Consider the following 25,879-nt stretch of genomic DNA (forward strand, 5'->3'; position numbering starts at 1 on the left):
ACAACCCAACCTGGAAAGACAACGTGGACCTGGTATTCAAGGCGGCGCTGGGCGCCGGCGTGGTGGTGCTTCTGGCAGTCCTGTCGAAGACCCGCAACTACTACATCGCCGGCCTGGTGCCGCTGTTCCCGACCTTCGCCCTGATCGCCCACTACATCGTCGGCAAGGGCCGCCCGCTGGCAGACCTGAAGACCACCATCCTGTTCGGGATGTGGTCGATCATTCCGTACTTCGTCTACCTGGCGACTCTGTATCTGCTGGTCGACCGCCTGCGCCTGGAAGCATCGCTGGCGCTGGCCACGGTGGCCTGGCTGGTGGCGGCGACGGTCCTGGTGAGCCTTTGGATAAGAATGCATTGAGCCCTGCAATTCGGCCTATAGCCCGGCGATATGCGTGCCGTCCTGCCGCTGCGCCTGCAGGTAAGGCAGCACCGCCCCGAGCAATGGCGCCTTGAACGGCTCCTGGAAGCGATGCGCCAGCCCCGGGATCAGCCGCAGTTGGCTGCCCTGGATATGCGCCGCCAGGTGCACCCCGTGCATCACCGGCAACAGCGGGTCGGCGGTGCCATGCACCACCAGGGTCGGCACGCGTAGCTGATTGAGCAGCTCGACCCGGCTCGGCTCGGCGAGAATCGCGATGATCTGGCGCTTCACCCCCTCCGGATTGAATGCCCGATCATAGGCCTGGGCAGCCTGGCGCAGCAGCACCCTGCGCTCGTCCTTCACCTGCGGGCTGCCCAGCGCCGCCAGCAGATCGGCTTGCTGCTCGATCGCCACCTCGCGGTTCGGTGCGTTGCGGCGCGCCAGCAACTGCACCAGCGCCGGGTTTGGCGCCGGCAACCCGGCAGCGCCCGAGCTGGTCATCACCAGGGTCAGGCTGCGCACCCGTTCGGGCGCCATGGCCGCGATGCGCTGGGCGATCATGCCGCCCATGCTCACCCCCAGCACATGGAACTGGCGGACCTGCAACGCATCCATCAGTTTCAGGCCATCACCGGCCATGTCGGTCAAGGTATAGGGCGCGGCCACCGGCAGGCCGAGCTTGTAGCGCAACAGCTCGACGGTCAGGTTGGCCGAGGCTGGCAACTGGTTCCAGCGCGACAGGCCGACATCACGGTTGTCGTAGCGGATCACCCGAAAGCCCTGGCGGCACAGCGCCTCGACCACATCGTCCGGCCAGTGGATCAACTGCCCACCCAGCCCCATGACCAGCAGCAAGGCCGGATCCCGGGGGGCGCCGACGCTCTGGTAGACCAGGCTCAATTCGCCCAGTTCGACCCGCTGCACCGGCACATGAACGTCACAGCGGGCATCGGCGAAGCTCGCCGGCACGCTGACCAGTAAAAGAAAGAAAAACAGAAAAGCCCGCATGAAAAGAAACACCAGAATGCAGATCCCCAGTAGAGCGCGAGTCTGATGAAATCCGTTCGAGCGCGCTGCCACAAAACCGTGACAGTTTCGTGAAGCTTGCCGAACGGTCGCTCCTATGACGCGGTCGACAGCGCAAGCCTGTATGAGGGAAACTCAACAACACTTCTCGCTACTCCCAGTTATTGCTCACGGAGCCCGTCGTGCTTGAAATCCGCCACTTGAAAACCCTTCACGCCCTGCGCGAAGCCGACAGCCTGGTGGAGGCCGCCGAGCGCCTGCACCTGACCCAGTCGGCGCTGTCGCACCAGTTCAAGGAGCTGGAAGAACGCCTGGGACTGCCGCTGTTCGTGCGCAAGACCAAACCCATCCGCTTCACCAGCGCCGGCCTGCGCCTGCTGCAACTGGCCGACGCTACCTTGCCGTTGCTGCGCGGCGCCGAACGCGACATCGCCCGCCTGGCCGGTGGCACCGCCGGACGCCTGCACATGGCCATCGAGTGCCACAGCTGCTTCCAGTGGCTGATGCCGACCATCGACCAGTTCCGCGACGTCTGGCCGGAAGTGGAGCTGGACCTGGCCTCGGGCTTCGCCTTCGCCCCATTGCCGGCCCTGGCCCGAGGCGACCTCGACCTGGTGGTGACCTCCGACCCGCTGGACCTGGCCGGCATCACCTACGTGCCACTGTTCACCTATGAAGCCATGCTCGCCGTGGCCAACCAGCACCCGTTGGCCGGCAAACCCTATATCGTGCCCCAGGATCTGGTCGACCAGACCTTGATCACCTATCCGGTGGAACGCGACCGCCTCGACATCTTCACCCGCTTCCTCGAGCCGGCCGACATCGAGCCGGCCGCGGTGCGTACCTCGGAACTGACGGTGATGATGATGCAACTGGTGGCCAGCGGCCGTGGCGTGTGCGGCATGCCGCACTGGGCGCTGCACGAGTACAGCTCGCGGGGCTATGTGAAGGGCAAGCGCCTGGGCGAGAAAGGCCTGTTCGCCACGCTCTACGCGGCGGTGCGCACCGACATGCTCGATGCGCCGTACATGCGCGACTTCCTGCTGACTGCCAAGGACACCTCGTTCGCCACCCTCGACGGGGTCAGCGCGGTGCGTTGAGGCCTTCGCGCCACAGCGGCAGGATCAGGTCGCGGGTCAGCGGTGCCAGGTTGAGTTCGCTCGCCTGGTCGGCGGCCAGCCAGGTCACCTCTTCGATTTCGGCTGCGGGCACCACGACCTCATGGCACTCGACACGGAACAGCTCGGCTTGCACCTCAAAGCCGGGCTCGTTGGCGGCCGGGGCGCTGAAGCGGCCCAGGTGGACAGCCTCGGCAGGGTCGACACGCAACCCCAGTTCCTCGTGCAGCTCGCGCGCCAGGGCCTGGGCCGGCGACTCGCCCGCGTCGATCTTGCCGCCAGGTTGCATGAAAGCCTGGGTGCCACGCTTGCGCACCAGCAGGGTCCGCCCCTGAGCGTCGACGAGCAGGGCGGCGGCGATATGGATGGTCTTGGACATGACTGGCTCGTGGTGGGTTGGAGGGAGCGCAGGATACCCGACACGACGCCTCATCGCGTCACTTCGCAAAGGCCGGCTCCTACGGCCAGGGTCCACCGGACGAATGGCCTCTTGCCAAACCAGCAGCGTCGCTCCATAACCTCCTCATGAACCTGCCCGCCCACCAGCACCCGGTGCTCGACCTGTTCCACCCCGCCGTCGCCACCTGGTTCCGCCAGCGTTTCGCCACGGTCACCGAGGCCCAGGCTGGCGCCTGGCCGCTGATCCACGCCGGCCAATCGATGCTGCTGGCCGCACCGACCGGCTCGGGCAAGACCCTCAGCGCCTTCCTCGCGGTGCTCGACGAACTGTTCCGTCAAGGGCTGGCGCACGACGGCGAACTACCAGCACAGACCCAAGTGGTCTACGTGTCGCCCCTCAAGGCGCTGTCCAATGACATCCACCTGAACCTCGAAGCTCCGCTCGAAGGTATCGCCCAACAGCTCGAACGGCTCGGTCACAAGGCGCCCCGTATCACCACCGCCGTGCGCACCGGTGATACGCCACAAAAGGCGCGCACCGCCATGCGCAAGATAGCGCCACACATCCTGGTGACCACCCCTGAATCGCTCTATGTGCTGCTTGGCTCCGCCTCAGGACGCGAGGGACTGGCCAGCGTGCACACCGTGATCGTCGACGAGATCCATGCCCTGGCCGGCAACAAGCGTGGCTGCCATCTGGCGCTGAGCCTGGAGCGGCTACAGGCCCTCGCCGGTCGGCCGCTGCGGCGTGTCGGCCTGTCCGCCACCCAGCGCCCGGTCGAGCGCGTGGCGCAGTTCCTGGTCGGGCGCGACCGCCCTTGCGCCATCGTCGACATTGGCCATGTCCGCCAGCGCGACCTCGCTCTGGAAGTGCCACCGGTGCCGTTGGGCGCGGTAATGGCCAGCGATGCCTGGGAACTGGTGTACGACCGCCTGGCCGCCCTTGCCCGCGCGCACCGCACCACGCTGGTGTTCGTCAACACCCGGCGCCTGGCCGAGCGCCTGACCCGCCACCTCGGCGAACGCCTGGGCAACACCGCCGTGGCCGCGCACCACGGCAGCCTGGCCAAGGAACATCGCCTGGCCGCCGAACAACGGCTCAAGGCCGGCGAGCTGCAGGTGCTGGTGGCCACCGCCTCGCTGGAGCTGGGCATCGATATCGGCGAGGTCGAGCTGGTCTGCCAGATCGCCTCGCCCGGCTCTATCGCCGCGTTCCTGCAACGGGTCGGACGTTCGGGGCACCAGGTCGACGGCGTGCCCAAGGGGCGCTTGTTCCCTACCTCGCGTGACGACCTGATCGAATGCGTGGCACTGCTCGACTGCGTGCGCCAGGGGGAGCTCGACACCCTGCACGTGCCCCGGGCGCCACTGGACGTGCTGGCCCAGCAGATCGTCGCCGAAGTGAGCAACCAGGCGTGGGACGAGGTCGCGCTGTTCGATCTGCTACGCCAGGCGACACCCTATGCCAGCCTCGACCAAGCCCACTACCAGGACTTGCTGCACATGCTCGCCGAGGGCTACAGCGGTCGCCAGGGCGTGCGTGGCGCCTACCTGCACCGCGACGCGGTCAACGCCAGCCTGCGTGGGCGCCGCGGTAGCCAGCTGACCGCGCTGACCAGCGGCGGCACCATTCCCGACACCGCCGACTACACCGTGCTGCTAGAACCCCAGGCGCTGAACATCGGCAGCGTCAACGAAGACTTCGCGGTGGAAAGTATCGCCGGCGACATTTTCCAGCTGGGCAACGCCTCCTATCGCATCCTGCGCGTCGAGCCCGGCCGGGTGCGGGTCGAGGACGCCCACGGCCTGCCGCCGACCCTCCCATTCTGGCTCGGCGAAGCGCCGGGACGCAGCGACGAACTGTCCGCCGCGGTGGCGCGCCTGCAAGCTCGGCTCGACCAGCAATTGCACGACGGCGACCTCGACCAGGCGCTGGCCTGGCTGCAGTCCGAGCATGCACTGGACGAGGCCTGTGCCCGGCAGTTGCTCGACTACCTCGGCCGCACCTGGCAGGTGCTGGGCGCCCTGCCCTCGCAGCAGACACTGGTGATGGAACGCTTCTTCGACGAGTCCGGCGGCACCCAGCTGATCATCCACTCGCCCTACGGCAGCCGCATCAACCGGGCCTGGGGCCTGGCCCTGCGCAAGCGCTTCTGCCGCACCTTCAACTTCGAACTGCAGGCAGCCGCCAGCGAGGACGCCATCGTGCTGTCGCTGTCCACCAGCCACAGCTTCGCGCTGGACGAAGTGTGGCGCTACCTGAACAGCCGCACGGCCGAGCCGATCCTGGTCCAGGCCCTGCTCGACGCGCCGCTGTTCGGCGTGCGCTGGCGCTGGAACGCCGCAGTGGCCCTGGCCCTGCCGCGCTACGTGGGCGGGCGCAAGGTCGCCCCGCAGATCCAGCGGATGAAGAGCGAAGACCTGGTCGCGGCAGTGTTCCCCGACCAGATCGCCTGCCTGGAGAACATCGTCGGCGAGCGGCAGATCCCCGATCACCCGCTGGTCGAGCAGACCCTCGACGACTGCCTGCACGAGGCCATGGACAGCGAAGGCTGGCTGGCCCTGCTACGTCGTATGGAGGCCGGCGAGGTGTGCCTGCTCGCGCGTGACCTGCCGGCGCCTTCGCCACTGGCCTCGGCGATTCTCAATGCCCGCCCGTACACCTTCCTCGACGACGCACCGCTGGAGGAACGGCGGACCCAGGCCGTGCTCAACCGTCGCTGGAACGAGGCGCACAGTGCCGATGACCTGGGCGCGCTGGACGCCGATGCCATTGCCGCCGTGCAGGCAGAGGCCTGGCCGCAGGCAAGCAACGCCGATGAACTGCACGAAGCGCTGATGAGCCTGGGCATCCTCACCCAGCAGGAGATCGATGCCCGCGCCGATTGGCCGGCGCTGCTGGCGGTGTTGCTCAGGGCAGGCCGGGCCTGTTGCCTGGAGATCGGCGGCCAGGCCTTGTGGCTGGCCCGTGAGCGCCTGCAGCCGATGCTGACCCTGTACCCGGCTGCTCGGCAGGAACCCGCCGTGCCTGTCCTGCCGGGGTTCGATACCCCTGTCGATGCCGACGCGGCGCTCAGCGAACTGCTGCGCTCACGCCTGGGCGGCTTCGGGCCGCTGACCCTGACGCAGATCTGCACGCCCCTGGGGCTCGCCGCCGCGGACTGCGAACAGGCCCTGGCCCGCCTGGAGCGCGAAGGCTACGTGATGCGTGGCCATTTCAGCCCTGGCCAGCCGACCCTGCAGTGGTGCGAACGGCACCTGCTGGCGCGGATTCATCGCTATACCGTCAAGCGCCTGCGCCAGGAGATCGAGCCGGTCAGCCTGCAGGACTACCTGCGCTTTCTGCTCGACTGGCAGCACCTGGCCGGCGACAACCGACTGCGCGGGCCACAGGCCGTGGCCGAAGTGCTTGCCCAGTTGCAAGGCTTCCCCGCCGCGGCCGGGGCCTGGGAGGCCGAGTTGTTGCCCGCGCGAATCAGCGACTACAGCCCACACTGGCTCGACGATGCCTGTCGTAGCGGCCAGTGGGCCTGGAACCGGCTGGCGGCGACAGTATCGAGCAGTACCTTGACCAGCACCCCGCTGGTACTGCTGCCTCGCGAGCACCTGGGACTATGGCGCAGCCTGGCGCCAGCACCTGACCTCGAACAACTGGGGACACGCGCCCAGCGGGTCTTGCAGACACTGCAGGCACAAGGCGCGCTGTTCTTCGATGAACTCGGCCAGGAAGCGCACCTGCTGCCCAGCGAACTGGAGACGGCCCTGCAAGAGCTGGTGGGCTCAGGCCTGGTCAGCGCCGATGGCTTCTGCGGCCTGCGCAGCCTGATTACCCCGGCGGCGAAACGCACCTCGCGCAACAGCCGGCGCGGCCATCCGCCGCTGTCGAGCAGCATGGCGCAAGCCGGACGCTGGGCGCTGTTGCGCCGCTCGGGCGCTGCCGTGGACAACGACCAGCGCCTGGAACACGTGGCCCGCAGCCTGTTGCGACGCTATGGCGTGGTGTGCTGGCGCCTGCTCGAGCGCGAGAGCGATGTATTGCCAGCGTGGCGCGAGCTGCTGCGCTGTTATCACCGTCTCGAAGCCCGCGGCGAGATCCGTGGCGGGCGCTTCATCGCCGGACTGGCAGGCGAGCAGTTCGCCTTGCCGGAAGCGGTGGGTTTGCTGCGCCAGGTGCGCAAGCGTGCGCCGGACGGGGCGTTGCAGGTAGTCAGTGGCTGCGACCCGTTGAACCTGGTCGGTACCTTGCTGCCGGGGGCCAAGGTGCCAGCGGTGGCGGGCAACCGCGTGCTCTACCGGGATGGCGTGCCGGTCGCCACCCGGGTGGCGGGACGGTATCAGCTTCTGCTGGAGGCATCGGCGGCCGAACAGATGCAGTGGCAGCAACAGTTGTTGCGCATGACGTATTGATCGAACAGCGGCTGAACGAACAGGCTCTGCAATGCATTGCCTGCCCTGTCGCGCAGTAGCCCGCCCCCACCCGCCCACCGTTCCAGCGCTGGCTCCCGCGCAGCCCGCTCAGCGCTTGGCCTGGAACCCGGCGAAACGTTTGTTGAACCCAGCCACACGCCCTTCCACCGTGGTCTTGCGCTGCTGCCCGGTGTACACCGGGTGCGAAGCACTGGAGACATCCAGGGCCACGTAGGGGTAGGTCCGGCCGTCGCTGTGCACATGGCTACGGTCGGTGTCCACCGTCGAACCGATCAGGAAGTACACGTCAGCAGCCGTGTCGTGGAACAGCACAGGACGATAGGTGGGGTGGATGCCAGCTTTCATGGTGCAATCTCCTCAGGATCGAAAGTGATACTTTATAACATACATTAGCGCGAATGATTTTCGATACCCTAACTTTCATTTCTTCCACCTTCCCACAGGCTGGCAAAGCGTCGCCCAACCGGGCTATGGTCGGACTTTGCCCCAGGCCCTGAGCCTGACCGAGCCATCCGCAAGGACCCCGTATGAGCCTGTCACTTCTCAGTCGTTACGCCTTCTTCGCCGCCTGCGTGCTGTTCACCCTCGCCAGCCTGCCGTTCCTCGAATACGACTGGCTCTGGCCTTTTACCCTGGTCACCGGGGTACTCAGCCTGCTCGGCGTGTTCGACCTGCTGCAGCAACGCCACGCGGTACGCCGCAACTACCCGATCCTCGGCAACATCCGCTACCTGGTCGAAGGCATTCGTCCGGAAATCCGCCAGTACCTGCTGGAGTCCGACAGCGACGCCCTGCCCTTCTCCCGGGCCCAGCGCTCGCTGGTCTATGCCCGGGCCAAGAACGAGGCCTCCGACAAGCCGTTCGGCACCCTGATCGATGTCTACGAATCAGGTTTCGAGTTCATCGGCCACTCCATGCGCCCGGCGCCCCTGGCCGATCCGGCGAGCTTTCGCATCATTGTCGGCGGCCCGCAGTGCAGCCAGCCATACTCGGCATCGATCTTCAACATTTCGGCCATGAGCTTCGGCTCGCTCAGCGCCAACGCCATCCGAGCCCTGAACAAGGGCGCCAAGCTCGGCAACTTTGCCCACGATACCGGTGAAGGCAGCATCAGCCCCTACCACCGCGAGCACGGCGGCGACCTGACCTGGGAACTGGGCAGCGGCTACTTCGGCTGCCGCACTCCCGACGGGCGCTTCGACCCCGAGCGCTTCGCCGCCCAGGCCCGCGACCCGCAGGTGCGGATGATCGAAATCAAGATGAGCCAAGGGGCCAAGCCCGGCCACGGTGGCATCCTGCCCAAGCACAAGGTGACCAAAGAAATTGCCGAGACCCGCGGCGTGCTGATGGGCGAGGACTGCATCTCGCCGTCGCGCCACACCGCGTTCTCCACGCCCATCGAGATGATGCAGTTCATTGCCCAGTTGCGCGAACTGTCCGGCGGCAAGCCGGTAGGCTTCAAGTTCTGCCTGGGCCATCCGTGGGAGTTCATGGGCATCGCCAAGGCCATGCTGGAGACCGGCATCCTCCCCGATTTCATCGTCGTCGACGGCAAGGAAGGCGGCACCGGCGCAGCGCCGGTGGAGTTCACCGACCATATCGGCGTACCGCTGCGCGAAGGCCTGCTGTTCGTGCACAACACCCTGGTGGGCCTGAACCTGCGCGACAAGATCAAGCTCGGCGCCAGCGGCAAGATCGTCAGCGCGTTCGACATCGCCAGTGTGCTGGCCATCGGCGCCGACTGGGCCAACTCGGCGCGCGGCTTCATGTTCGCCATCGGCTGCATCCAGTCGCAGAGCTGCCACACCAACAAGTGCCCGACCGGCGTGGCGACCCAGGACGCCTTGCGCCAGCGCGCGCTAGTGGTGCCGGACAAGGCCCAGCGGGTGCTCAACTTCCACCACAGCACCCTGCGCGCCCTGGCCGAGATGCTCGCCGCGGCCGGCCTGGAACACCCGGCACAGCTGGAGGCCAAGCACCTGGTGCGGCGCATCTCGGCCACCGAGATCAAGCTGTTCTCGCAGATGCATGTGTTCCTCAAGCCCGGCGAGCTGCTCACCGGCGAGGTCAGTGGCCAGTTCTATTCGCGGATGTGGCAACTGGCCCGGGCCGATAGCTTCGAGCCAAACAGCGAAGTGGCGGCCTGAAGGCCTCATCGCGGGACAAGCACGCCTTGCCCCGCAATGACTACCCCACAAAAACAAAGCCCCGGCACTGGCCGGGGCTTTGTTCGTCAGGAGGCGTTACTCGTCATCCCCTGGGCCTCTTTCGGCGCCAGGCGGAAGGTGTAGTACAGCGCCGTCAGCAGCACCAGGAACGCCGGGCCGATGTACAGGGCCACGCGGGTATCCTCGAAGTACGCCATCAGCCCAACCACCAGCACCAGGAATGCCAGGGCCAGGTAGGAGCTCAGCGGCCACAGCCACATGCGGTACTTCAGCGCCTTGCGCTCGGCGCTGCTCAGCCCGGCGCGGAACTTCAACTGCGCCAGCAGGATCATCACCCAGGTCCAGATCGCACCGAAGGTAGCGATCGAGGTCACCCAGACGAACACCTTTTCCGGCACCAAGTAGTTGGCCAGCACGCCCAGCAGCAGCGCGCCGATCGACAGCAGCAGCGCGTTGCGCGGCACGCCGCTCTTCGAGGTGCGGGCGAAGGTGGCCGGGGCCTGGCCGTTCTGCGCCAGGCTGTAGAGCATGCGCCCGGTGCTGAAGATACCGCCGTTGCACGACGACAGCGCGGCGGTGATCACCACGAAGTTGATGATGCCGGCGGCGGTCTTGATGCCGAGGCGCTCGAAAGTCATCACGAACGGGCTGCCCTGGCTGCCGATCTCGTTCCATGGGTAGATCGACATGATCACGAACAGCGCGCCCACGTAGAACAGCAGGATGCGCCAGAACACCGAGCCGATGGCCTGGGGAATGGTCTTCTGCGGATTGCGTGCCTCACCGGCGGTCAGGCCGATCATCTCGACGCCCAGGTAGGCGAACATCACCATCTGCAGCGACATCAGCACCCCGGTCACGCCGTTGGGCATGAAGCCGCCGTTGCTCCACAGGTTGGAGAGCCCCACCGCCACACCGTCGTTGCCGAATCCGAAGGCGATGATGCCAATGCCGCCCAGCACCATGGCGATGATGGTGACGATCTTGATCAGGGCGAACCAGAACTCGAACTCGCCGAATGCCTTGACCGCGATCAGGTTGACCGCGCCCATGCTGCCCAGCGCCATCAGCGCCCAGATCCAGCGCGGCACGTCGGGGAACCAGATGCCCATGTAGATGGCCACCGCGGTGATTTCCGCGACACAGGTCACCAGCCACAGGAACCAGTAGTTCCAGCCCGTGAGGAAGCCCGCCAGCGGGCCAAGGTAGTCCTGCGCATAACGGCTGAAGGAACCGGCGACCGGGTTGTGCACGGCCATCTCGCCGAGGGCGCGCATGATCACCAGGATGGCAAGGCCACCGATGATGTAGGACAGCATGATGGCGGGGCCGGCCATTTCGATGGCCTTGGCCGAACCGAGGAACAGGCCGACGCCGATACAGGCGCCAAGGGCCATCAGGCGGATGTGCCGTTCGCCCAGTTCACGCTTGAGCGGGCCGCCTTGGGCGGACTCGCCGCGGGCAGGATGGTTGCCGACTGGCATAGCAATACAACCTCATTTTGTTATTGGATTTATCCTTCGTGCGGCACCGGCCTCGCCGATAGGCGGGGCGTCGTCTTGCCAGGTGGCCTTGTGGGCCAGCCTGCCTGCTGCGGGCAAAGCGCCGGCAGGGCGAAGGGGCGAGCAGTATAGGAAGGCACTTGTAGGGCTTTTCACTATATACAGCGGGAAATTTGGCGAGAAATCTCGGGCAAAAGTCCTTTCACGGAGGTGCAACATGGCCTCGCTCCGCCCATGCACAGGAATGGGGCAGCTACCATAGCAACATTGCCAAAGAATGGAAGCCGCACCAAAGACTCATGTTCATGCTTGATAAATAGAAGGTTCCTACAAATTCTTCATCGTTCCCGACCACCGTCTAAGCTTCAGGCAAGCAACGCGAAAACACTTGGCCGGACTCAAGACTATGGGCGCACTGTGGCAATCGGAACCAACCAGAACGGAAGCACCCAAAGCACCGCAGGCTGAAGCACCCTTGCCAGAAAAAACTCCCCGTCAACGCCGCCTGTGGTGGCGACTGATCCTGTTGATCCTGATCGTGGCGATGGTCGCGGTGGGCTTTGCCGCCTGGGACGAGATGCAGAGCTCGCGCCTGCAGTCACGCGAGTTCAGCCGCCTGGCCAGCACCCTCACCTACCGGCTCGAGCCCGGCCCCAGCGACGCCATCCTCTATCCCGGCGACGGCCCCTTCGACAAGCGCCTGGGCTACAGCGCGCTGGGTGAGTTCCTGCCGCGCCTGCTCAAGCGCGACTACCTGATCAACCAGCAGGTGCGCTTCTCGCCGGCCCTGATGAACTACGTCGAGCACGGCCTGTTCGTACCCTACGTCGAGAAGATCCAGGCCGGCCTGGCGATTACCGACTGCCGTGGCGAGATGCTCTACCAGTACAAGTACCCGCAGCACCTGTACCCGGACTTCGCCTCGATCCCTCCGGTGATGGTCAACAGCCTGCTGTTCATCGAGAACCGCGAGTTGCTCGACCCGAAAGACCCGAAGAACAACCCCGCGGTGGACTGGCCACGCTTCGCCAAGGCCGCCTACAGCCAGATCGCCAAGTACCTGGCGTTGCCCGGCCAGTCGGCTGGTGGCAGTACCTTGGCCACCCAGTTGGAGAAATACCGCCATTCGCCGGACGGCCTGACCGTCTCCGGCGCCGAGAAGATCCGCCAGATGCTCTCGGCCAGCGTGCGCGCCTACCAGGGTGGCCCGGACACCACCGAGGCCCGCGAACGCATCGTGCGCGACTACCTCAACAGCGTGCCGCTGTCGGCGGTGCCTGGCCACGGCGAAGTGCATGGCATGGCCGAAGGCCTGCGGGTGTGGTACGGCGCCGACTTCGACCAAGTCAACCAGACGCTCAACTCCACCGCCAGCGACGCCAAGAGCCTGGCCGAGCGTGGCCTGGCCCTGCGCCAGGTGCTGTCGCTGATGATCGCCCAGCGTCGCCCCTCCCACTACCTGTCCAAGGGGCGCCTGGAACTGGCCGAGCTGACCGACTCGCATATCCGCGTACTGGCCGCCAACGGCATCGTCGACCGCCCGCTGGCCGACGCAGCACTGGCCAGCAAGGCGGTGTACCGCGACTGGGTGGCCCAGCCGACCATCGTGCCGATCGTCACCAACAAGGGCATCAGCCTGGCCCGCAACCGCCTGGCCGCGATGCTCAACCGCCCGCTGTACGACCTCGACCGCCTCGACCTGTCGGCCACCAGCACCTTGCAGGCTGACCTGCAGGTGCAAGTCAGCCAGTACCTGAAGAACCTGGCCGACCCGGCCTTCGCCGCGCAGATGGGGCTGATCGGCGAGCGCCTGCTCACCAGCAAGACCACCGACCAGGTGAGCTACAGTTTCACCCTGTTCGAACGCACCGCCGACGGCTCGCGGGTGCGGGTGCAGACCGACAGTACCAACCAGCCGTTCGACATCAACGAAGGCAGCAAGCTGGAACTCGGCTCCACCGCCAAGCTGCGGGTGCTGACCACCTACCTGGAGATCATCGCCGAGCTGCACGACAAGTACGCCGGCAAGCCCCCTGCCGAACTGAAGAAGGTCCCGGTGGCCGATCTCGACCGGATCACCCAGTGGTCACTCGAATGGCTGGCGCAGAACAGCAAGGACCAGAATCTGGACGCCATGCTCGATGCCGCGCTGAACCGCAAGTACTCGGCCAACACCGGCGAGGCGTTCTTCACCGGCGGTGGCATGCACGTGTTCAACAACTTCCGCAAGGAAGACAACAACCGCAACCCGACGCTCAAGGACGCCCTGCGCGAGTCGATCAACCTGCCGTTCATCCGCCTGATGCGTGACATCGTGCGCTACGTCACCTATCAGCAGCCATTCAACCGCGAACCGCTGCTCAAGGACGACGCCGATCCGCGCCGTCAGGAATACCTGGCCCGCTTCGCCGACCGCGAAGGCACCAACTACATGATGCGGTTCTGGAAGAAGTACCAGCGCAAGACCTCGCAGCAGCGCCTGGACACCTTCCTCGACAGCATGCGGGTAACCCCGCAACGCCTGGCCGCGGCGCATCGCTACCTGTTCCCCGAGGCCAGCCAGGAAACCTTCAACGCCTTCGTCCGCGCCCACAGCAAGGACGACAAGGCCGCCATGGCCAAGCTCACCGACAGCCGTCTGGTGGAAATGTACGAGGCCTATGGCCCAGGCAAGTACGACCTGCCCGACCAGGGCTACATCGCCAAGGTCCACCCGCTGGACCTGTGGATGCTCGGTTACCTGCTGAAGAACCCCGGCGCCTCGCTCAAGGACACCCTCAACGCCAGCCGCTTCGAACGCCAGGAGGTCTACAGCTGGCTGTTCAAGAGCCGGCACCAGGGTGCCCGCGACAGCCGTATCCGTACCATGGTCGAGATCGAAGCCTTCACCGATATCCACCAGCGCTGGAAACGCGTGGGCTACCCGTTCGACCACCTGGTGCCATCGCTGGCCACCGCCATCGGCAGTTCCGGTGATCGCCCGGCCGCGCTGTCCGAGCTGGTCGGCATCATCCAGAACGACGGCGTGCGCCTGCCGACGCTGCGCATCGACACCCTGCACTTCGCCCAGGGCACGCCCTACGAGACCCAACTGATCAGCGACCCCGACCGGGGCCAGCGAATCCTGCCCGTGGAGGTCGCCCGGGCACTCAAGGGCGCCATGTCCCAGGTCGTCGATGCCGGTACCGCGCGGCGTATCTCCGGCAGCTTCAAGCTGCACGACGGCACGCCGCTGGTGATGGGCGGCAAGACAGGCACTGGCGACAACCGTATCGAAAGCTTCGGCGCCGGTGGCCGGCTGATCGGTTCGCGCTCGCTCAACCGCACCGCCACCTTCGTGTTCTACCTCGGCGACAACCACTTCGGCACCTTGACCGCGTTCGTCCCTGGACGCACGGCCGAAGCCTTCACCTTCACCTCGGCGCTGCCGGTGCAGGTACTCAAGGGCATGGCGCCGATTCTCATGCCCTACCTGGAACCCGGCAATCCCAACGCCTGCAAGGCACCGCAGGTCGCTTCGCAGCCTTGAGCGATGTCGTCCCGACGCGGTTTGCCCGCGCCCGGGGCGATGCCCCTCTACTCATCGACTAATCAGATGATAATCATCCGCATTCAGGGGCTTGTCTTTAGATATATCTTGAGTAATATCTTGCGATATATCGAAACACACGGAGTCGCCCCGCCATGCGTGAACATGCCCCTCACGATCCCTTCGAGCGCCGCCCCGGCCGTGGCGAGCGCGGCCCCCGGGTGTTTGCCCCCGGCGACCTGAAGCTGCTGATGCTGTCGATGCTCGCCGAGCAGCCCGGCCACGGCTACGACCTGATCCGTCAGATCGAAGGCCTGTTCGACGGCAGCTACAGCCCCAGCCCCGGTGTGATCTACCCGACCCTCAGCTACCTCGAGGAAGCCGAGCTGGTCAGCGGCCAGATCCAGGGTAGCAAGCGTCTCTACGCCATCACCGACGCAGGCCGTGACGCCCTCGCCGAGCAAGCCGTCGCCCTCGACGGCGTGCGCATGCGCATCGAAGTCAGCAAGCGTGCACTGCGCGGCCACGACCGCCCGCCGGAGATCCACGAGGCCGTCGGCAACCTGCGCCACGCCTTGCACATGCACAGTGGTCACTGGACCCCCGAGGAAATCGACCGCGTGCGTACCCTGCTCAACGACACCGCCAAGGCCATCGCCTCCGGGCCGGCCACCGCCGTTATGGAGAACACCCCATGAGCGACACCATCCATCGCGTCAACCACGAGATCCGCCAACGCCGCCTCACCGTCCTGCGGGTCACCGACCTCACCCCACGCATGCGCCGCATCACCTTGGGCGGTGCGGAACTGGCGGGCTTCACCAGCCTCGGCAGTGACGATCACATCAAGTTGCTGTTTGGCTGCACGCCCGAAGAGCAGCAGGCCATCGAGGCTCGCAACCTGGGCCGTGACGGTGGCGCCCGGCCAACCATGCGTGAATACACGCCGCGGCGTGTCGACCTGGCGGCCAATGAGCTGGACATCGATTTCGTCCTGCACGGCGACGGTCCTGCCTCCACCTGGGCCGCTCAGGCAGCGCCTGGCCAGACCCTGGATATTGCCGGGCCCCGGGCGTCCATGGTGGTACCGGATATATTCGACAGCTACCTGCTGATCGGGGACGAGACCGCGATTCCGGCCATTGCCCGACGCCTCGAGGAGTTGCCAGCCGGGCGCCAGGTGCTGGCGCTGATCCAGGTCGAGGACGAGCAGGAGCGCCAGGCGCTGGCGAGCAAGGCCCAGGTCGAGGTGATCTGGGTGCGTCGGCACGAGGAGGATGTGCTGGAGCGCGTGAAGCACCTGGCATTACCTCAAGGCCGCTTGTATGGCTGGGTGGCGCTGGAGAAAGCGCTGACCCGCCAGGCCAAGGCGCTGCTGCTGGAAAAAGGCATTCCGGAGAACGCCCTGAAAGCGGCCGCCTACTGGCGGGCGGACGGTACTCCGGACGACGAGTGATACCCGCCTGTGCCGCGCAAAGCCCGCCGTGGGAGCGTAAAACTGTTCACTCAGGGCTGCCTTGCAGCCTTGGGCGGACAACATCGTGAGAGCGGGCTTGCCCCGCGATGGCGCCAGTAGCCTCAGTTCCGCCCGCGCCAGCGATCCCCCAGCACCAGCACCAGGCCAATCCCCCAGAACCCCGCCAGCACCGCCAGCGCGTTCACCATCACCTGCCCATACCCCAGCCGCGCCACGTCCACGAACGGATAGGGATACACCCCGATCTCATGCCCGCGCAGCAGCACGAAAGCAAAGTACAGCGCCGGATACAGCGCCCAGGCCAGCAAGTGCCAGAGCCGCAGGTGCCCCTTGGGTACCTCGAACCACCAGTACAGGACGAACACCAGCGGCATCACGTCGTGCAGCAACTCGTCCGCCAGCCATTGCCAGCCCTGCGGTTGCCACAGATGCCGCAGCAACAGGCTGTAGGCCAGCGCCACCAGAACGATGCTGGCGGCGACACCCGAACTGACAGCGGGTGAAAGAAACCAGCGCCTGGCCGCCGACTCGCGACCGAACGCCGCCTGGCTCAGTACGGTCGCCACCAGGGTATTGGTCAGTACCGTGAAAAAGCAGAACAGGTTGACCATCCCACCGATCAGGCTGGCCTGTTCCTGCCAGCGCGCCAGCAGCACCAGATACAACTGGACCGCCAACCCCGTCCAGCCCAGGACGGCCGCCAAGGTCAACCAGGGGCGGCGCGGCATCAGCCTTTGCGCTGCAGCTTCACGTACAGCTGCTCGACTTTCTCCCGGGCCCAGGGCGTCTTGCGCAGAAAGGTCAGGCTCGACTTGATGGTCGGGTCGCTCTTGAAGCAACGGATGTCGATGCGCTCGGCCAGCCCCTGCCACTGATAGTGCGCCACCAGCTCGGTGAGGATCTGCTCGAGGGTCTTGCCGTGCAGCGCGTTGTGTTGGGCCGTGCTCATGCCAATGCTCCAGGTTCGGGAAGGTGCGCACCTTACACCAGTGTAGAGCGCTGGTGGGAACGGACTGGCCCGGTGATAGCGCCAGGGCCGGCCCTGCAAAAACCACTGGCACTCGCGGAAAGTCTTGTGCTGAAATAGTGATGTTATACTGTAACAACAAGACCCTTCTGCCAAGGAACGCCACATTCCCATGCGTCACATGCCGCTCCACCTCTCCCCGCTTGCCGTCACGCTCTGGCTGGCCTCCTCGCCCAGCCAGGCCGTGGAACTGCAACCCCAGGTGATTACCGCCAACCCGCTCGGCAACGCCCAACTGGCCGCACCAAGCACCGTGCTCGAGGGCGACGCCTTGCTGCAACAACAGCACGCCAGCCTGGGTGAAACCCTCAACAAGCAACCCGGCGTCGCCTCCACCTGGTTCGGCCCCGGCGCCAGCCGCCCGGTGATCCGGGGCCTGGATGGCGACCGCATTCGCATCCTGCGCAACGGCGTCGGTGCCTTGGACGCCTCGTCGCTGTCCTACGACCACGCCGTGCCGCTGGATCCGGTGACCGTCGAACGGATCGAGATCGTCCGCGGTCCGGCGGCCCTGCTCTACGGCGGCAACGCCATCGGCGGGGTGGTCAACACCTTCGACAATCGCATCCCCGACTCGCCCATCGACGGTATCCACGGTGCCGGCGAACTGCGCTATGGCGGCGCCGACACCACCCGCAGCAGCGCCGGCAAGCTCGAGGCCGGCAACGGTGCCTTCGCCCTGCACCTGGACGCCAACAGCCGCCAGTTCAACGACCTGCGCATCCCCGGCTACGCGCGCAGCTCGAAAGTGCGCGACGCTGACGACCCCGGCTCCAAGCATCGCCTGGACAACAGCGACGGTCGCCAGGACGGCGGCGCCATCGGCGGTTCCTACCATTGGGATCACGGTTATGCCGGCCTGTCCTACAGCCGCTACGACAGCAACTATGGCTCGGTGGCCGAGCCCGGCGTGCGCCTGGACATGCAACAGGACCACTACGGCTTCGCCTCGGAACTGCGCGACCTCGACGGTCCGTTCAGCTCGGTCAAGGTCGACGCGGGCTATACCGACTACCAGCATCGCGAAATCGAAAGCGGCGAGGTGCACACCACCTTCAAGAACAAGGGCTATGAGGCACGCATCGAAGCCCGCCACCAGCCGCTCGGTCCGATCGAAGGAGTGATCGGCGCCCAGGTCAGCCGCAACGAGTTCTCCGCCCTGGGTGAAGAGGCCTTCGTTCCACACACCGACACCGACAGCCTGGCGCTGTTCCTGCTCGAACAATGGCAGGCTACCGAACGCCTGAACCTGAGCCTCGGCGCACGCCTGGAGCATACCCGGGTCGATCCGGACGCCAAGGGCAACGAAACCTTCGCCAATGCCGACAGCGCCAGCAGCTTCAACGCATTCAGCCTGTCCTCCGGTGCCGTCTACCAACTCGACCCGATCTGGTCGCTGGCTGCCAACCTGGGCTACACCGAACGCGCGCCGACCTTCTACGAGCTGTACGCCAATGGCGCCCACGTCGCCACCGGAGCCTACGAAGTGGGCGACCCGAACCTGAACAAGGAAAAGGCGATCTCCGCCGACCTGGCCCTGCGCTTCGACAACGGCACGCACAAGGGCAGCGTCGGAGTGTTCTACAGCCACTTTCGCAACTACATCGGCCTGATCGGCACCGGCAACCTGCGCGAGGGACATGATCACGATCACGACGACCATGACCATGATCACGACCACGACCACGGCGACATCCCCGAGTACGCCTATCAGGGTGTGCGAGCACGGTTCTACGGCATCGAGGCCCAGGATCGCTGGAAATTGCTGGAGAACCGCTACGGCAGCTTCGCCCTGGAACTGTCGGGCGACTACACCCGGGCGAAGAACCTCGACAGTGGCCAGCCACTGCCACGCATCGCCCCGTTGCGCCTGAACAGCGGCCTGGTCTGGGAACTGGATCGCTGGCAGGCACGGGTCGACGTGCAGCACGCGGCTGCGCAGCACCGCAAGCCGGCCAACGAGACCAGCACCGACGGCTACACCACCCTCGGCGCCAGCCTGGGCTATCGCTTCGATATCGGCCAAAGCCAGTGGCTGGCCTATGTACGCGGCGAGAACCTGACCGACCAGACGGTGCGCTATGCCAGTTCGATCCTGCGGGACATCGCGCCGGCACCGGGGCGCAGCGTGGAGTTCGGTCTGCGCACGTCGTTCTGAGGTCATCGCGGCGGCAAGCCCGCTCCGACACGCTCGTTCAGCGAACGTGGGAGCGGGCTTGCCCGTGATGTGCGACATGACTGTTACCTCATCAGCAACAATCCACTGCGACATTTTGTCTTTTTTTCTTACAACTTCCCCTATATCCTCCCCGCCGCAAGCTGAATCGCTTCACTTACACCCTTTGCGACCTATTCCCTTCGAAGACCCGCGCTTCGTTGCGCTTGCCGTTTTTTCAATAATCAAAAGACAGCGCTATCTCATGCTCCGACTGCCCAAGACCCGCTACTCCGGACTCGCCCTCGCCACCCTGCTCGGCGGCCTCTCCCCTACCACCGGCGCCAGCGAAATGTTCGCCAAGGATTCGCCATGGATGCTCGGCGACTGGGGCGGAACCCGCAGCGAACTGCTGGAAAAAGGCTACGATTTTACCCTCGGCTACACCGGCGAGATGGGCAGCAACCTGCACGGTGGCTACAGCCACGACCGCACTGCGCGCTACAGCGACCAGTTCACCTTCGGCGTGAACATGGACCTGCAGAAGATCCTCGGCTGGCACGACACCGAGTTCCAACTGACCCTCACCGAACGCCACGGCGACAACATCAGCAACGACCGCATCAATGATCCGCGGGTCGGTGGTTTCACCTCGGCCCAGGAAGTCTGGGGCCGCGGCGAAACCTGGCGAATCACCCAGATGTGGATCAAGCAGAAGTACTTCGACGGCGCCCTGGACGTGAAATTCGGCCGCTTCGGCGAAGGCGAGGATTTCAACAGCTTCCCCTGCGACTTCCAGAACCTGGCGTTCTGTGGCTCCCAGGTCGGCAACTGGGTCGGAGGCATCTGGTACAACTGGCCGGTCAGCCAGTGGGCGCTACGCGTGCGCTACAACCTCACCGACCAGCTCTACGCGCAGGTCGGCGTGTTCGAGCAGAACCCCTCGAACCTGGAGAGCGGCAACGGCTTCAAGCTCAGCGGCAGTGGCACCCAGGGCGCGGTGATGCCAGTGGAACTGGTATGGAGTCCACGGATCGATGGCCTGAAAGGGGAATATCGCGCCGGCTACTACTACAGTAATGCCAAGGCACAGGATGTTCTCAAGGACAGCAACGGCCAGCCGGCCGCCATCAGTGGCGCCGCCTACCGCAGCAGTTCGAGCAAGCATGGCATGTGGTTCGGCGCCCAGCAGCAGGTGACTTCGCTGGCATCGGACCAGTCGCGCGGCCTGAGCCTGTTCGCCAACGCCACGGTGCACGACAAGAAGACCAATGCCATTGACAACTATGTTCAGGCCGGTGTGGTTTACAAAGGGCCCTTCGACGCCCGCGCCAAGGACGACATCGGTTTCGCCCTGGCCCGCGTGCACGTCAATCCCGGCTACCGCAAGAACGCCCGCCTGCACAACCAGGTCGCCAACCTCGACGACTACGACAACCCCGGATTCCTGCCCGTGCAGGACACCGAATACAGCGCCGAACTCTACTACGGCATCCATCTGGCCGACTGGCTCACCGTTCGCCCGAACCTGCAGTACATCCGCCATCCAGGCGGGGTGTCGCACGTCGACGACGCGTTGATCGGTGGCCTGAAGATCCAGAGCAGTTTCTAACCCGACCCTTCCACACTACGGAGAACCTACGATGAGCACTGAAGGTGCCAACAACGGAACCCGCTGGCTGCCACGCCTGATGGGCGTGCTGTTGCTGCTGATGGGCCTGGCCCTGCTGGCCGGCGGCATCAAGTTGAGCCAGCTGGGCGGATCACTTTACTACCTGATCGCCGGTATCGGCTTCGCCCTGTCCGGCATCCTGCTGCTGGCCATGCGCCGCATCGCCCTGGGCCTCTATGGCCTGGTGCTGCTGGGCAGCACGGTGTGGGCCCTGCTGGAAGTCGGCCTGGACTGGTGGCAACTGGTGCCACGCCTGGCCATCTGGTTCGCCATCGGCGTGGTCCTGCTGCTGCCTTGGGCGCGCCGCCCGCTGATCGGCCCGGCCGCGAAGATCAACACCGCCTTGCTCAGCGTTGCCGTGGTCGCCTCCGGCGCCAGCGCCCTGGGCAGCCAGTTCACCCATCCGGGCGAAGTGTTCGGCGAGCTGGGCCGCGACAGCAGCGAGATGGCCAGCGCCGCGCCGGACATGCCGGACGGAGACTGGCAGGCCTACGGTCGCACCGAGCACGGTGACCGCTACTCGCCACTGCGCCAGATCACCCCGCAGAATGCCTATCGCCTGGAAGAAGCTTGGCGCATGCGTACCGGTGACCTGCCGACCGAGAACGATCCGGTCGAGCTGACCAACGAGAACACCCCGCTCAAGGCCAACGGCATGCTCTACGCGTGCACCGCCCACGGCCGGGTACTGGCCCTGGACCCGGACACCGGCAACGAGATCTGGCGCTTCGACCCACAGATCAAGAGCCCGGTAGGGACCTTCAAGGGCTTCGCCCACATGACCTGCCGCGGCGTCTCGTACTATGACGAGAACAGCTACGTCAGCCGTGACGGCAGCCCGGCACCGAAGGTCAGCGACGCCGGCCAGGCCGTGGCCCAGGCCTGCCCGCGCCGCCTCTACCTGCCGACCGCCGATGCCCGCCTGATCGCCATCAACGCCGACACCGGCAAGGTCTGCGAAGGCTTCGCCAACCAGGGCACCATCGACCTGACCCGTGGCATCGGCCCGTTCACCCCGGGTGGCTACTACTCCACCTCGCCGGCGGCGATCACCCGTGAACTGGTGATCATCGGCGGTCACGTCACCGACAACGAGTCGACCAACGAACCGTCCGGCGTGATCCGCGCCTATGACGTGCACGATGGTCGCCTGGTGTGGAACTGGGACAGCAACAACCCGGACGACACCAAGCCTCTGGCTGATGGCAAGATGTACAGCCGCAACTCGGCCAACATGTGGTCGCTGGCCAGCGTCGACGAAGACCTGGGCATGATCTACCTGCCGCTGGGCAACCAGACCCCCGACCAGTGGGGTGCCGACCGCACGCCAGGCGCCGAGAAGTACAGCGCCGGCATCGTCGCCCTGGACCTGGCCACCGGCAAGGCGCGCTGGAACTACCAGTTCACTCACCACGACCTGTGGGACATGGACGTCGGCAGCCAGCCGACCTTGATCCACCTGAAGACCGATGACGGCGTCAAGCCTGCGGTCATCGTGCCGACCAAGCAAGGCAGCCTGTACGTGCTCGACCGCCGCGACGGCACGCCGATCGTGCCGATCCGCGAGATCCCGGTACCGCAAGGCGCCGTCAAGGGCGACCACACCGCGCCGACCCAGGCCCGCTCCGACCTCAACCTGCTCGGCCCAGAGCTGACCGAGAAGGCCATGTGGGGCGCCACGCCGTTCGACCAGATGCTCTGCCGCATCCAGTTCCGCGAGCTGCGCTACGAAGGCCAGTACACCCCGCCATCCGAGCAGGGCAGCCTGATCTATCCGGGTAACGTCGGCGTGTTCAACTGGGGCAGCGTGTCGGTCGACCCGGTGCGCCAGCTGATGTTCACCTCGCCGAACTACATGGCCTTCGTGTCGAAGATGATTCCACGCGAGCAAGTGGCCGCCGGCAGCAAGCGCGAGAGCGAGACCAGCGGCGTGCAGCCGAACACCGGCGCGCCATACGCGGTGACCATGCACCCGTTCATGTCGCCGATCGGTATCCCGTGCCAGGCCCCGGCCTGGGGCTACGTGGCGGCCATCGACCTGTTCACCAACAAGGTCGTGTGGAAGCACAAGAACGGCACCACCCGTGACAGCACCCCGGTGCCGATCGGCATGCCGGTTGGCGTGCCAAGCATGGGCGGCTCGATCGTCACCGCCGGCGGCGTCGGCTTCCTCAGCGGCACCCTCGACCAGTACCTGCGCGCCTATGACGTGAACAACGGCAAGGAGCTGTGGAAAGCCCGCCTGCCGGCAGGTGGCCAGGCCACGCCGATGACCTACACCGGCAAGGACGGCAAGCAGTACGTGCTGATCGTCGCCGGCGGCCATGGCTCGCTGGGCACCCGCATGGGCGATTACATCATCGCTTACAAATTGGCTGAGTAAACCCGCCTGACCCAGCCTCTTCGCCGGCAAGGCCGGCTCCTGCAGGGGTAGCTCAATACCTGCAGGAGCCGGCCTTGCCGGCGCAGCGGTCCCTGCCTGAACACGCCCTTCGTCTACCATTGAAACCTGTCCAGACCCGCCCCATCTAAGCACCATAGTCATTCACGCAGGTGCCCCATGAGCGACCAGCAGGATTTCCCGGAACGCCCCGACGAACACAGCGAAATCGACCCTCGCGACAGCGCGGCCGGCACCGGTCACCACCTCGCCCTGCCCGGCCAGCAGTTGCCGGACAAGGTCTACGTGATCCCGATCCACAACCGCCCTTTCTTCCCGGCGCAGGTGCTGCCGGTGATCGTCAATGAAGAGCCCTGGGCCGAAACCCTCGACCTGGTGGCCAAGACCCCGCACCACTCCCTGGCGCTGTTCTTCATGGATACCCCGCCAGAGGACCACCGCCACTTCGACACCAAGGCCCTGCCCGAATACGGCACCCTGGTGAAGGTGCACCATGCCAGCCGCGAAGGCGGCAAGCTGCAGTTCGTCGCCCAGGGCCTGACCCGGGTACGCATTCGCACCTGGCTCAAGCACCATCGCCCACCGTACCTGGTCGAGGTCGAGTACCCGCGCCAGCCGGCCGAGCCCACCGACGAGGTGAAGGCCTACGGCATGGCCCTGATCAACGCGATCAAGGAGCTGCTGCCGCTCAACCCGCTGTACAGCGAAGAGCTGAAGAACTACCTCAACCGCTTCAGCCCCAACGATCCCTCGCCGCTCACCGACTTCGCCGCCGCGCTCACCTCTGCCACCGGCAACCAGTTGCAGGAAGTGCTCGACTGTGTGCCCATGCTCAAGCGCATGGAGAAAGTCCTGCCGATGCTGCGCAAGGAGGTCGAGGTCGCCCGCCTGCAGAACGAGATCTCCGCCGAGGTCAACCGGCAGATCGGCGAGCACCAGCGTGAGTTCTTCCTCAAGGAACAACTCAAGGTCATCCAGCAGGAGCTCGGCCTGACCAAGGACGACCGGAGCGCCGACCTCGAGCAGTTCCAGCAGCGCCTGCAAGGCAAGACCCTGCCCGAGCAGGCGAAAAAGCGCATCGACGAAGAACTGGGCAAGCTGGCGATCCTCGAGACCGGCTCGCCGGAGTACGCCGTCACCCGCAACTACCTGGAATGGGCCACCGCCCTGCCCTGGGGTATCTATGGCGACGACAAGCTCGACCTGCAGCACGCGCGCAAGGTCCTCGACCGCCATCATGCCGGTCTTGACGACATCAAGGAGCGCATCCTCGAGTTCCTCGCCGTCGGCGCCTGGAAGGGCGAGATCAGCGGCTCCATCGTGCTGCTGGTGGGCCCGCCCGGGGTCGGCAAGACCAGCATCGGCAAGTCCATCGCCGAATCCCTCGGCCGGCCGTTCTACCGTTTCAGCGTCGGCGGCATGCGCGACGAGGCCGAGATCAAGGGCCATCGCCGCACCTACATCGGCGCCCAGCCAGGCAAGCTGGTACAGGCGCTGAAGGAAGTCGAGGTGATGAACCCGGTGATCATGCTCGACGAGATCGACAAGATGGGCCAGAGCTACCAGGGCGATCCGGCCTCGGCGCTGCTGGAGACCCTCGATCCGGAGCAGAACGTCGACTTCCTCGACCATTACCTCGACCTGCGCCTGGACCTGTCCAAGGTGCTGTTCGTCTGCACCGCCAATACCCTGGACTCGATCCCCGGCCCGTTGCTCGACCGTATGGAAGTGATCCGCCTGTCCGGCTACATCACCGAAGAGAAGCTGGCCATCGCCAAGCGTCACCTGTGGCCCAAGCAGTTGGACAAGGCCGGCGTGGCCAAGACCAGCCTGAGCATCAGCGACGGTGCCCTGCGCACGGTGATCGAGGGCTATGCCCGCGAAGCCGGCGTGCGCCAGCTGGAGAAACAGCTGGGCAAGCTGGTGCGCAAGTCGGTGGTCAAGTTGCTGGAAAACCCGGATGCGAAACTCAAGATCGGCACCAAGGACCTCGAGCCTGCCCTCGGCATGCCGGTGTTCCGCAGCGAGCAGGTGCTGGCCGGCAAAGGTGTGATCACCGGCCTGGCCTGGACCAGCATGGGCGGTGCCACCCTGCCGATCGAGGCCACGCACATCCACAGCCTCAATCGCGGCCTCAAGCTCACCGGGCAACTGGGCGACGTGATGAAAGAGTCGGCTGAAATCGCCTACAGCTACATCAGTTCGAACCTGAAGCAGTTCGGCGGTACCCCTGGCTACTTCAACGAGGCCTTCATCCACCTGCACGTGCCCGAGGGCGCGACGCCCAAGGATGGCCCCAGCGCCGGTGTGACCATGGCCAGCGCACTGCTGTCCCTGGCCCGCGACCAGGCGCCGAAGAAAGGTGTGGCCATGACCGGCGAGCTGACCCTGACCGGCCAGGTGCTGCCGATTGGCGGTGTACGCGAGAAGGTGATCGCCGCGCGGCGACAGAAGATCTTCGAGCTGATCCTGCCGGAGGCCAACCGCGGTGACTTTGCGGAACTGCCAGACTACCTGAAGGAAGGGCTGACCGTGCACTTCGCCAAACGCTTCGCCGACGTGGCGAAGGTGTTGTTCAACTGAACGAAGAGAGGGGCTAACGCCCCTCTCTGCCT

The 25,879-nt window shown here is 65.6% G+C and carries 17 protein-coding genes; 11 read left to right on the forward strand and 6 right to left on the reverse strand.

Annotated elements, in window-relative coordinates; translation table 11 throughout:
- The first annotated feature begins 23 nt into the window (after positions 1-23).
- The gene (locus F3J43_RS07910; protein ID WP_166884447.1) at positions 24-359 is read left to right on the forward strand and encodes a GlpM family protein; all 336 of its coding nucleotides are present in this window, start codon (positions 24-26) and stop codon (positions 357-359) included.
- Between the two features lie 15 nt (positions 360-374).
- On the opposite strand, the gene F3J43_RS07915 is transcribed toward F3J43_RS07910, so the two are convergent.
- A complete protein-coding gene (locus F3J43_RS07915; protein ID WP_166884450.1) occupies positions 375-1,370 on the reverse strand; it encodes an alpha/beta fold hydrolase in 996 nt (331 codons plus the stop codon).
- A gap of 200 nt (positions 1,371-1,570) precedes the next feature.
- Here F3J43_RS07915 and metR point away from each other — a divergent pair, with 200 nt between their 5' ends.
- Positions 1,571-2,488, forward strand: a complete 918-nt coding sequence (metR, locus tag F3J43_RS07920; protein WP_166884452.1) for a transcriptional regulator MetR — start codon at positions 1,571-1,573, stop codon at positions 2,486-2,488.
- Here metR and F3J43_RS07925 read toward each other — a convergent pair.
- Positions 2,472-2,885, reverse strand: a complete 414-nt coding sequence (locus F3J43_RS07925; protein ID WP_166884455.1) for an NUDIX hydrolase — start codon at positions 2,883-2,885, stop codon at positions 2,472-2,474. The two genes, metR and F3J43_RS07925, sit on opposite strands and share 17 nt — an antisense overlap.
- 146 nt (positions 2,886-3,031) lie before the next feature.
- On the opposite strand from F3J43_RS07925, the gene F3J43_RS07930 reads away from it, so the two are divergent.
- Positions 3,032-7,312, forward strand: coding sequence for a DEAD/DEAH box helicase (locus F3J43_RS07930; RefSeq protein WP_166884457.1), 4,281 nt, complete (start codon positions 3,032-3,034; stop codon positions 7,310-7,312).
- Positions 7,313-7,420: 108 nt separating this feature from the next.
- Here F3J43_RS07930 and F3J43_RS07935 read toward each other — a convergent pair whose 3' ends face one another.
- A complete protein-coding gene (locus F3J43_RS07935) occupies positions 7,421-7,678 on the reverse strand; it encodes a type B 50S ribosomal protein L31 (RefSeq protein ID WP_166884459.1) in 258 nt (85 codons plus the stop codon).
- Positions 7,679-7,860: 182 nt separating this feature from the next.
- Between F3J43_RS07935 and F3J43_RS07940 the strand changes: the two genes are divergently transcribed.
- Positions 7,861-9,480 (forward strand): FMN-binding glutamate synthase family protein, encoded by a 1,620-nt coding sequence (locus F3J43_RS07940; protein ID WP_166884461.1) that lies wholly within the window; start codon positions 7,861-7,863, stop codon positions 9,478-9,480.
- Positions 9,481-9,566: 86 nt separating this feature from the next.
- Here the strand turns inward: F3J43_RS07940 and F3J43_RS07945 are convergent, their stop codons facing one another.
- Positions 9,567-10,985 carry an amino acid permease gene (locus F3J43_RS07945; protein ID WP_166884463.1) on the reverse strand — a complete coding sequence of 473 codons (1,419 nt, stop codon included), beginning with the start codon at positions 10,983-10,985 and terminating at the stop codon, positions 9,567-9,569.
- Between the two features lie 493 nt (positions 10,986-11,478).
- Here F3J43_RS07945 and F3J43_RS07950 point away from each other — a divergent pair, with 493 nt between their 5' ends.
- The 3 genes from F3J43_RS07950 (at position 11,479) to F3J43_RS07960 (ending at position 15,988) form a co-directional block, all read left to right on the forward strand.
- Positions 11,479-14,532: a biosynthetic peptidoglycan transglycosylase gene (locus F3J43_RS07950; RefSeq protein ID WP_205297716.1), complete on the forward strand. Its 3,054-nt coding sequence runs from the start codon at positions 11,479-11,481 to the stop codon at positions 14,530-14,532.
- Between the two features lie 155 nt (positions 14,533-14,687).
- Complete coding sequence (locus F3J43_RS07955; protein ID WP_166884467.1) at positions 14,688-15,230, forward strand: PadR family transcriptional regulator; 543 nt, start codon at positions 14,688-14,690, stop codon at positions 15,228-15,230.
- Positions 15,227-15,988 (forward strand): siderophore-interacting protein, encoded by a 762-nt coding sequence (locus tag F3J43_RS07960; protein WP_166884469.1) that lies wholly within the window; start codon positions 15,227-15,229, stop codon positions 15,986-15,988. The genes F3J43_RS07955 and F3J43_RS07960 overlap by 4 nt, the downstream gene beginning before the upstream one ends.
- A gap of 122 nt (positions 15,989-16,110) precedes the next feature.
- On the opposite strand, the gene F3J43_RS07965 is transcribed toward F3J43_RS07960, so the two are convergent.
- Together F3J43_RS07965 and F3J43_RS07970 are read right to left on the reverse strand one after the other, a co-directional pair.
- Positions 16,111-16,737 (reverse strand): Pr6Pr family membrane protein, encoded by a 627-nt coding sequence (locus F3J43_RS07965; protein WP_166884471.1) that lies wholly within the window; start codon positions 16,735-16,737, stop codon positions 16,111-16,113.
- Positions 16,737-16,958, reverse strand: coding sequence for a VF530 family protein (locus F3J43_RS07970; RefSeq protein WP_011532490.1), 222 nt, complete (start codon positions 16,956-16,958; stop codon positions 16,737-16,739). The genes F3J43_RS07965 and F3J43_RS07970 overlap by 1 nt, the downstream gene beginning before the upstream one ends.
- A 190-nt stretch (positions 16,959-17,148) precedes the next feature.
- On the opposite strand from F3J43_RS07970, the gene F3J43_RS07975 reads away from it, so the two are divergent.
- The 4 genes from F3J43_RS07975 (at position 17,149) to lon (ending at position 25,847) form a co-directional block, all read left to right on the forward strand.
- On the forward strand, positions 17,149-19,194 hold the full coding sequence (locus F3J43_RS07975; protein ID WP_166884473.1) for a TonB-dependent receptor: 2,046 nt from the start codon (positions 17,149-17,151) through the stop codon (positions 19,192-19,194).
- Between the two features lie 262 nt (positions 19,195-19,456).
- Positions 19,457-20,803 carry a carbohydrate porin gene (locus F3J43_RS07980; RefSeq protein WP_166884475.1) on the forward strand — a complete coding sequence of 449 codons (1,347 nt, stop codon included), beginning with the start codon at positions 19,457-19,459 and terminating at the stop codon, positions 20,801-20,803.
- Positions 20,804-20,834: 31 nt separating this feature from the next.
- Positions 20,835-23,246, forward strand: coding sequence for a glucose/quinate/shikimate family membrane-bound PQQ-dependent dehydrogenase (locus tag F3J43_RS07985; protein WP_166884478.1), 2,412 nt, complete (start codon positions 20,835-20,837; stop codon positions 23,244-23,246).
- Positions 23,247-23,423: 177 nt separating this feature from the next.
- The gene (gene lon, locus F3J43_RS07990; protein WP_166884480.1) at positions 23,424-25,847 is read left to right on the forward strand and encodes an endopeptidase La; all 2,424 of its coding nucleotides are present in this window, start codon (positions 23,424-23,426) and stop codon (positions 25,845-25,847) included.
- Positions 25,848-25,879: the final 32 nt, after the last annotated feature.

The sequence above is a fragment of the Pantoea sp. Cy-639 genome, assembly GCF_011752525.1.
GTDB lineage: Bacteria > Pseudomonadota > Gammaproteobacteria > Pseudomonadales > Pseudomonadaceae > Aquipseudomonas.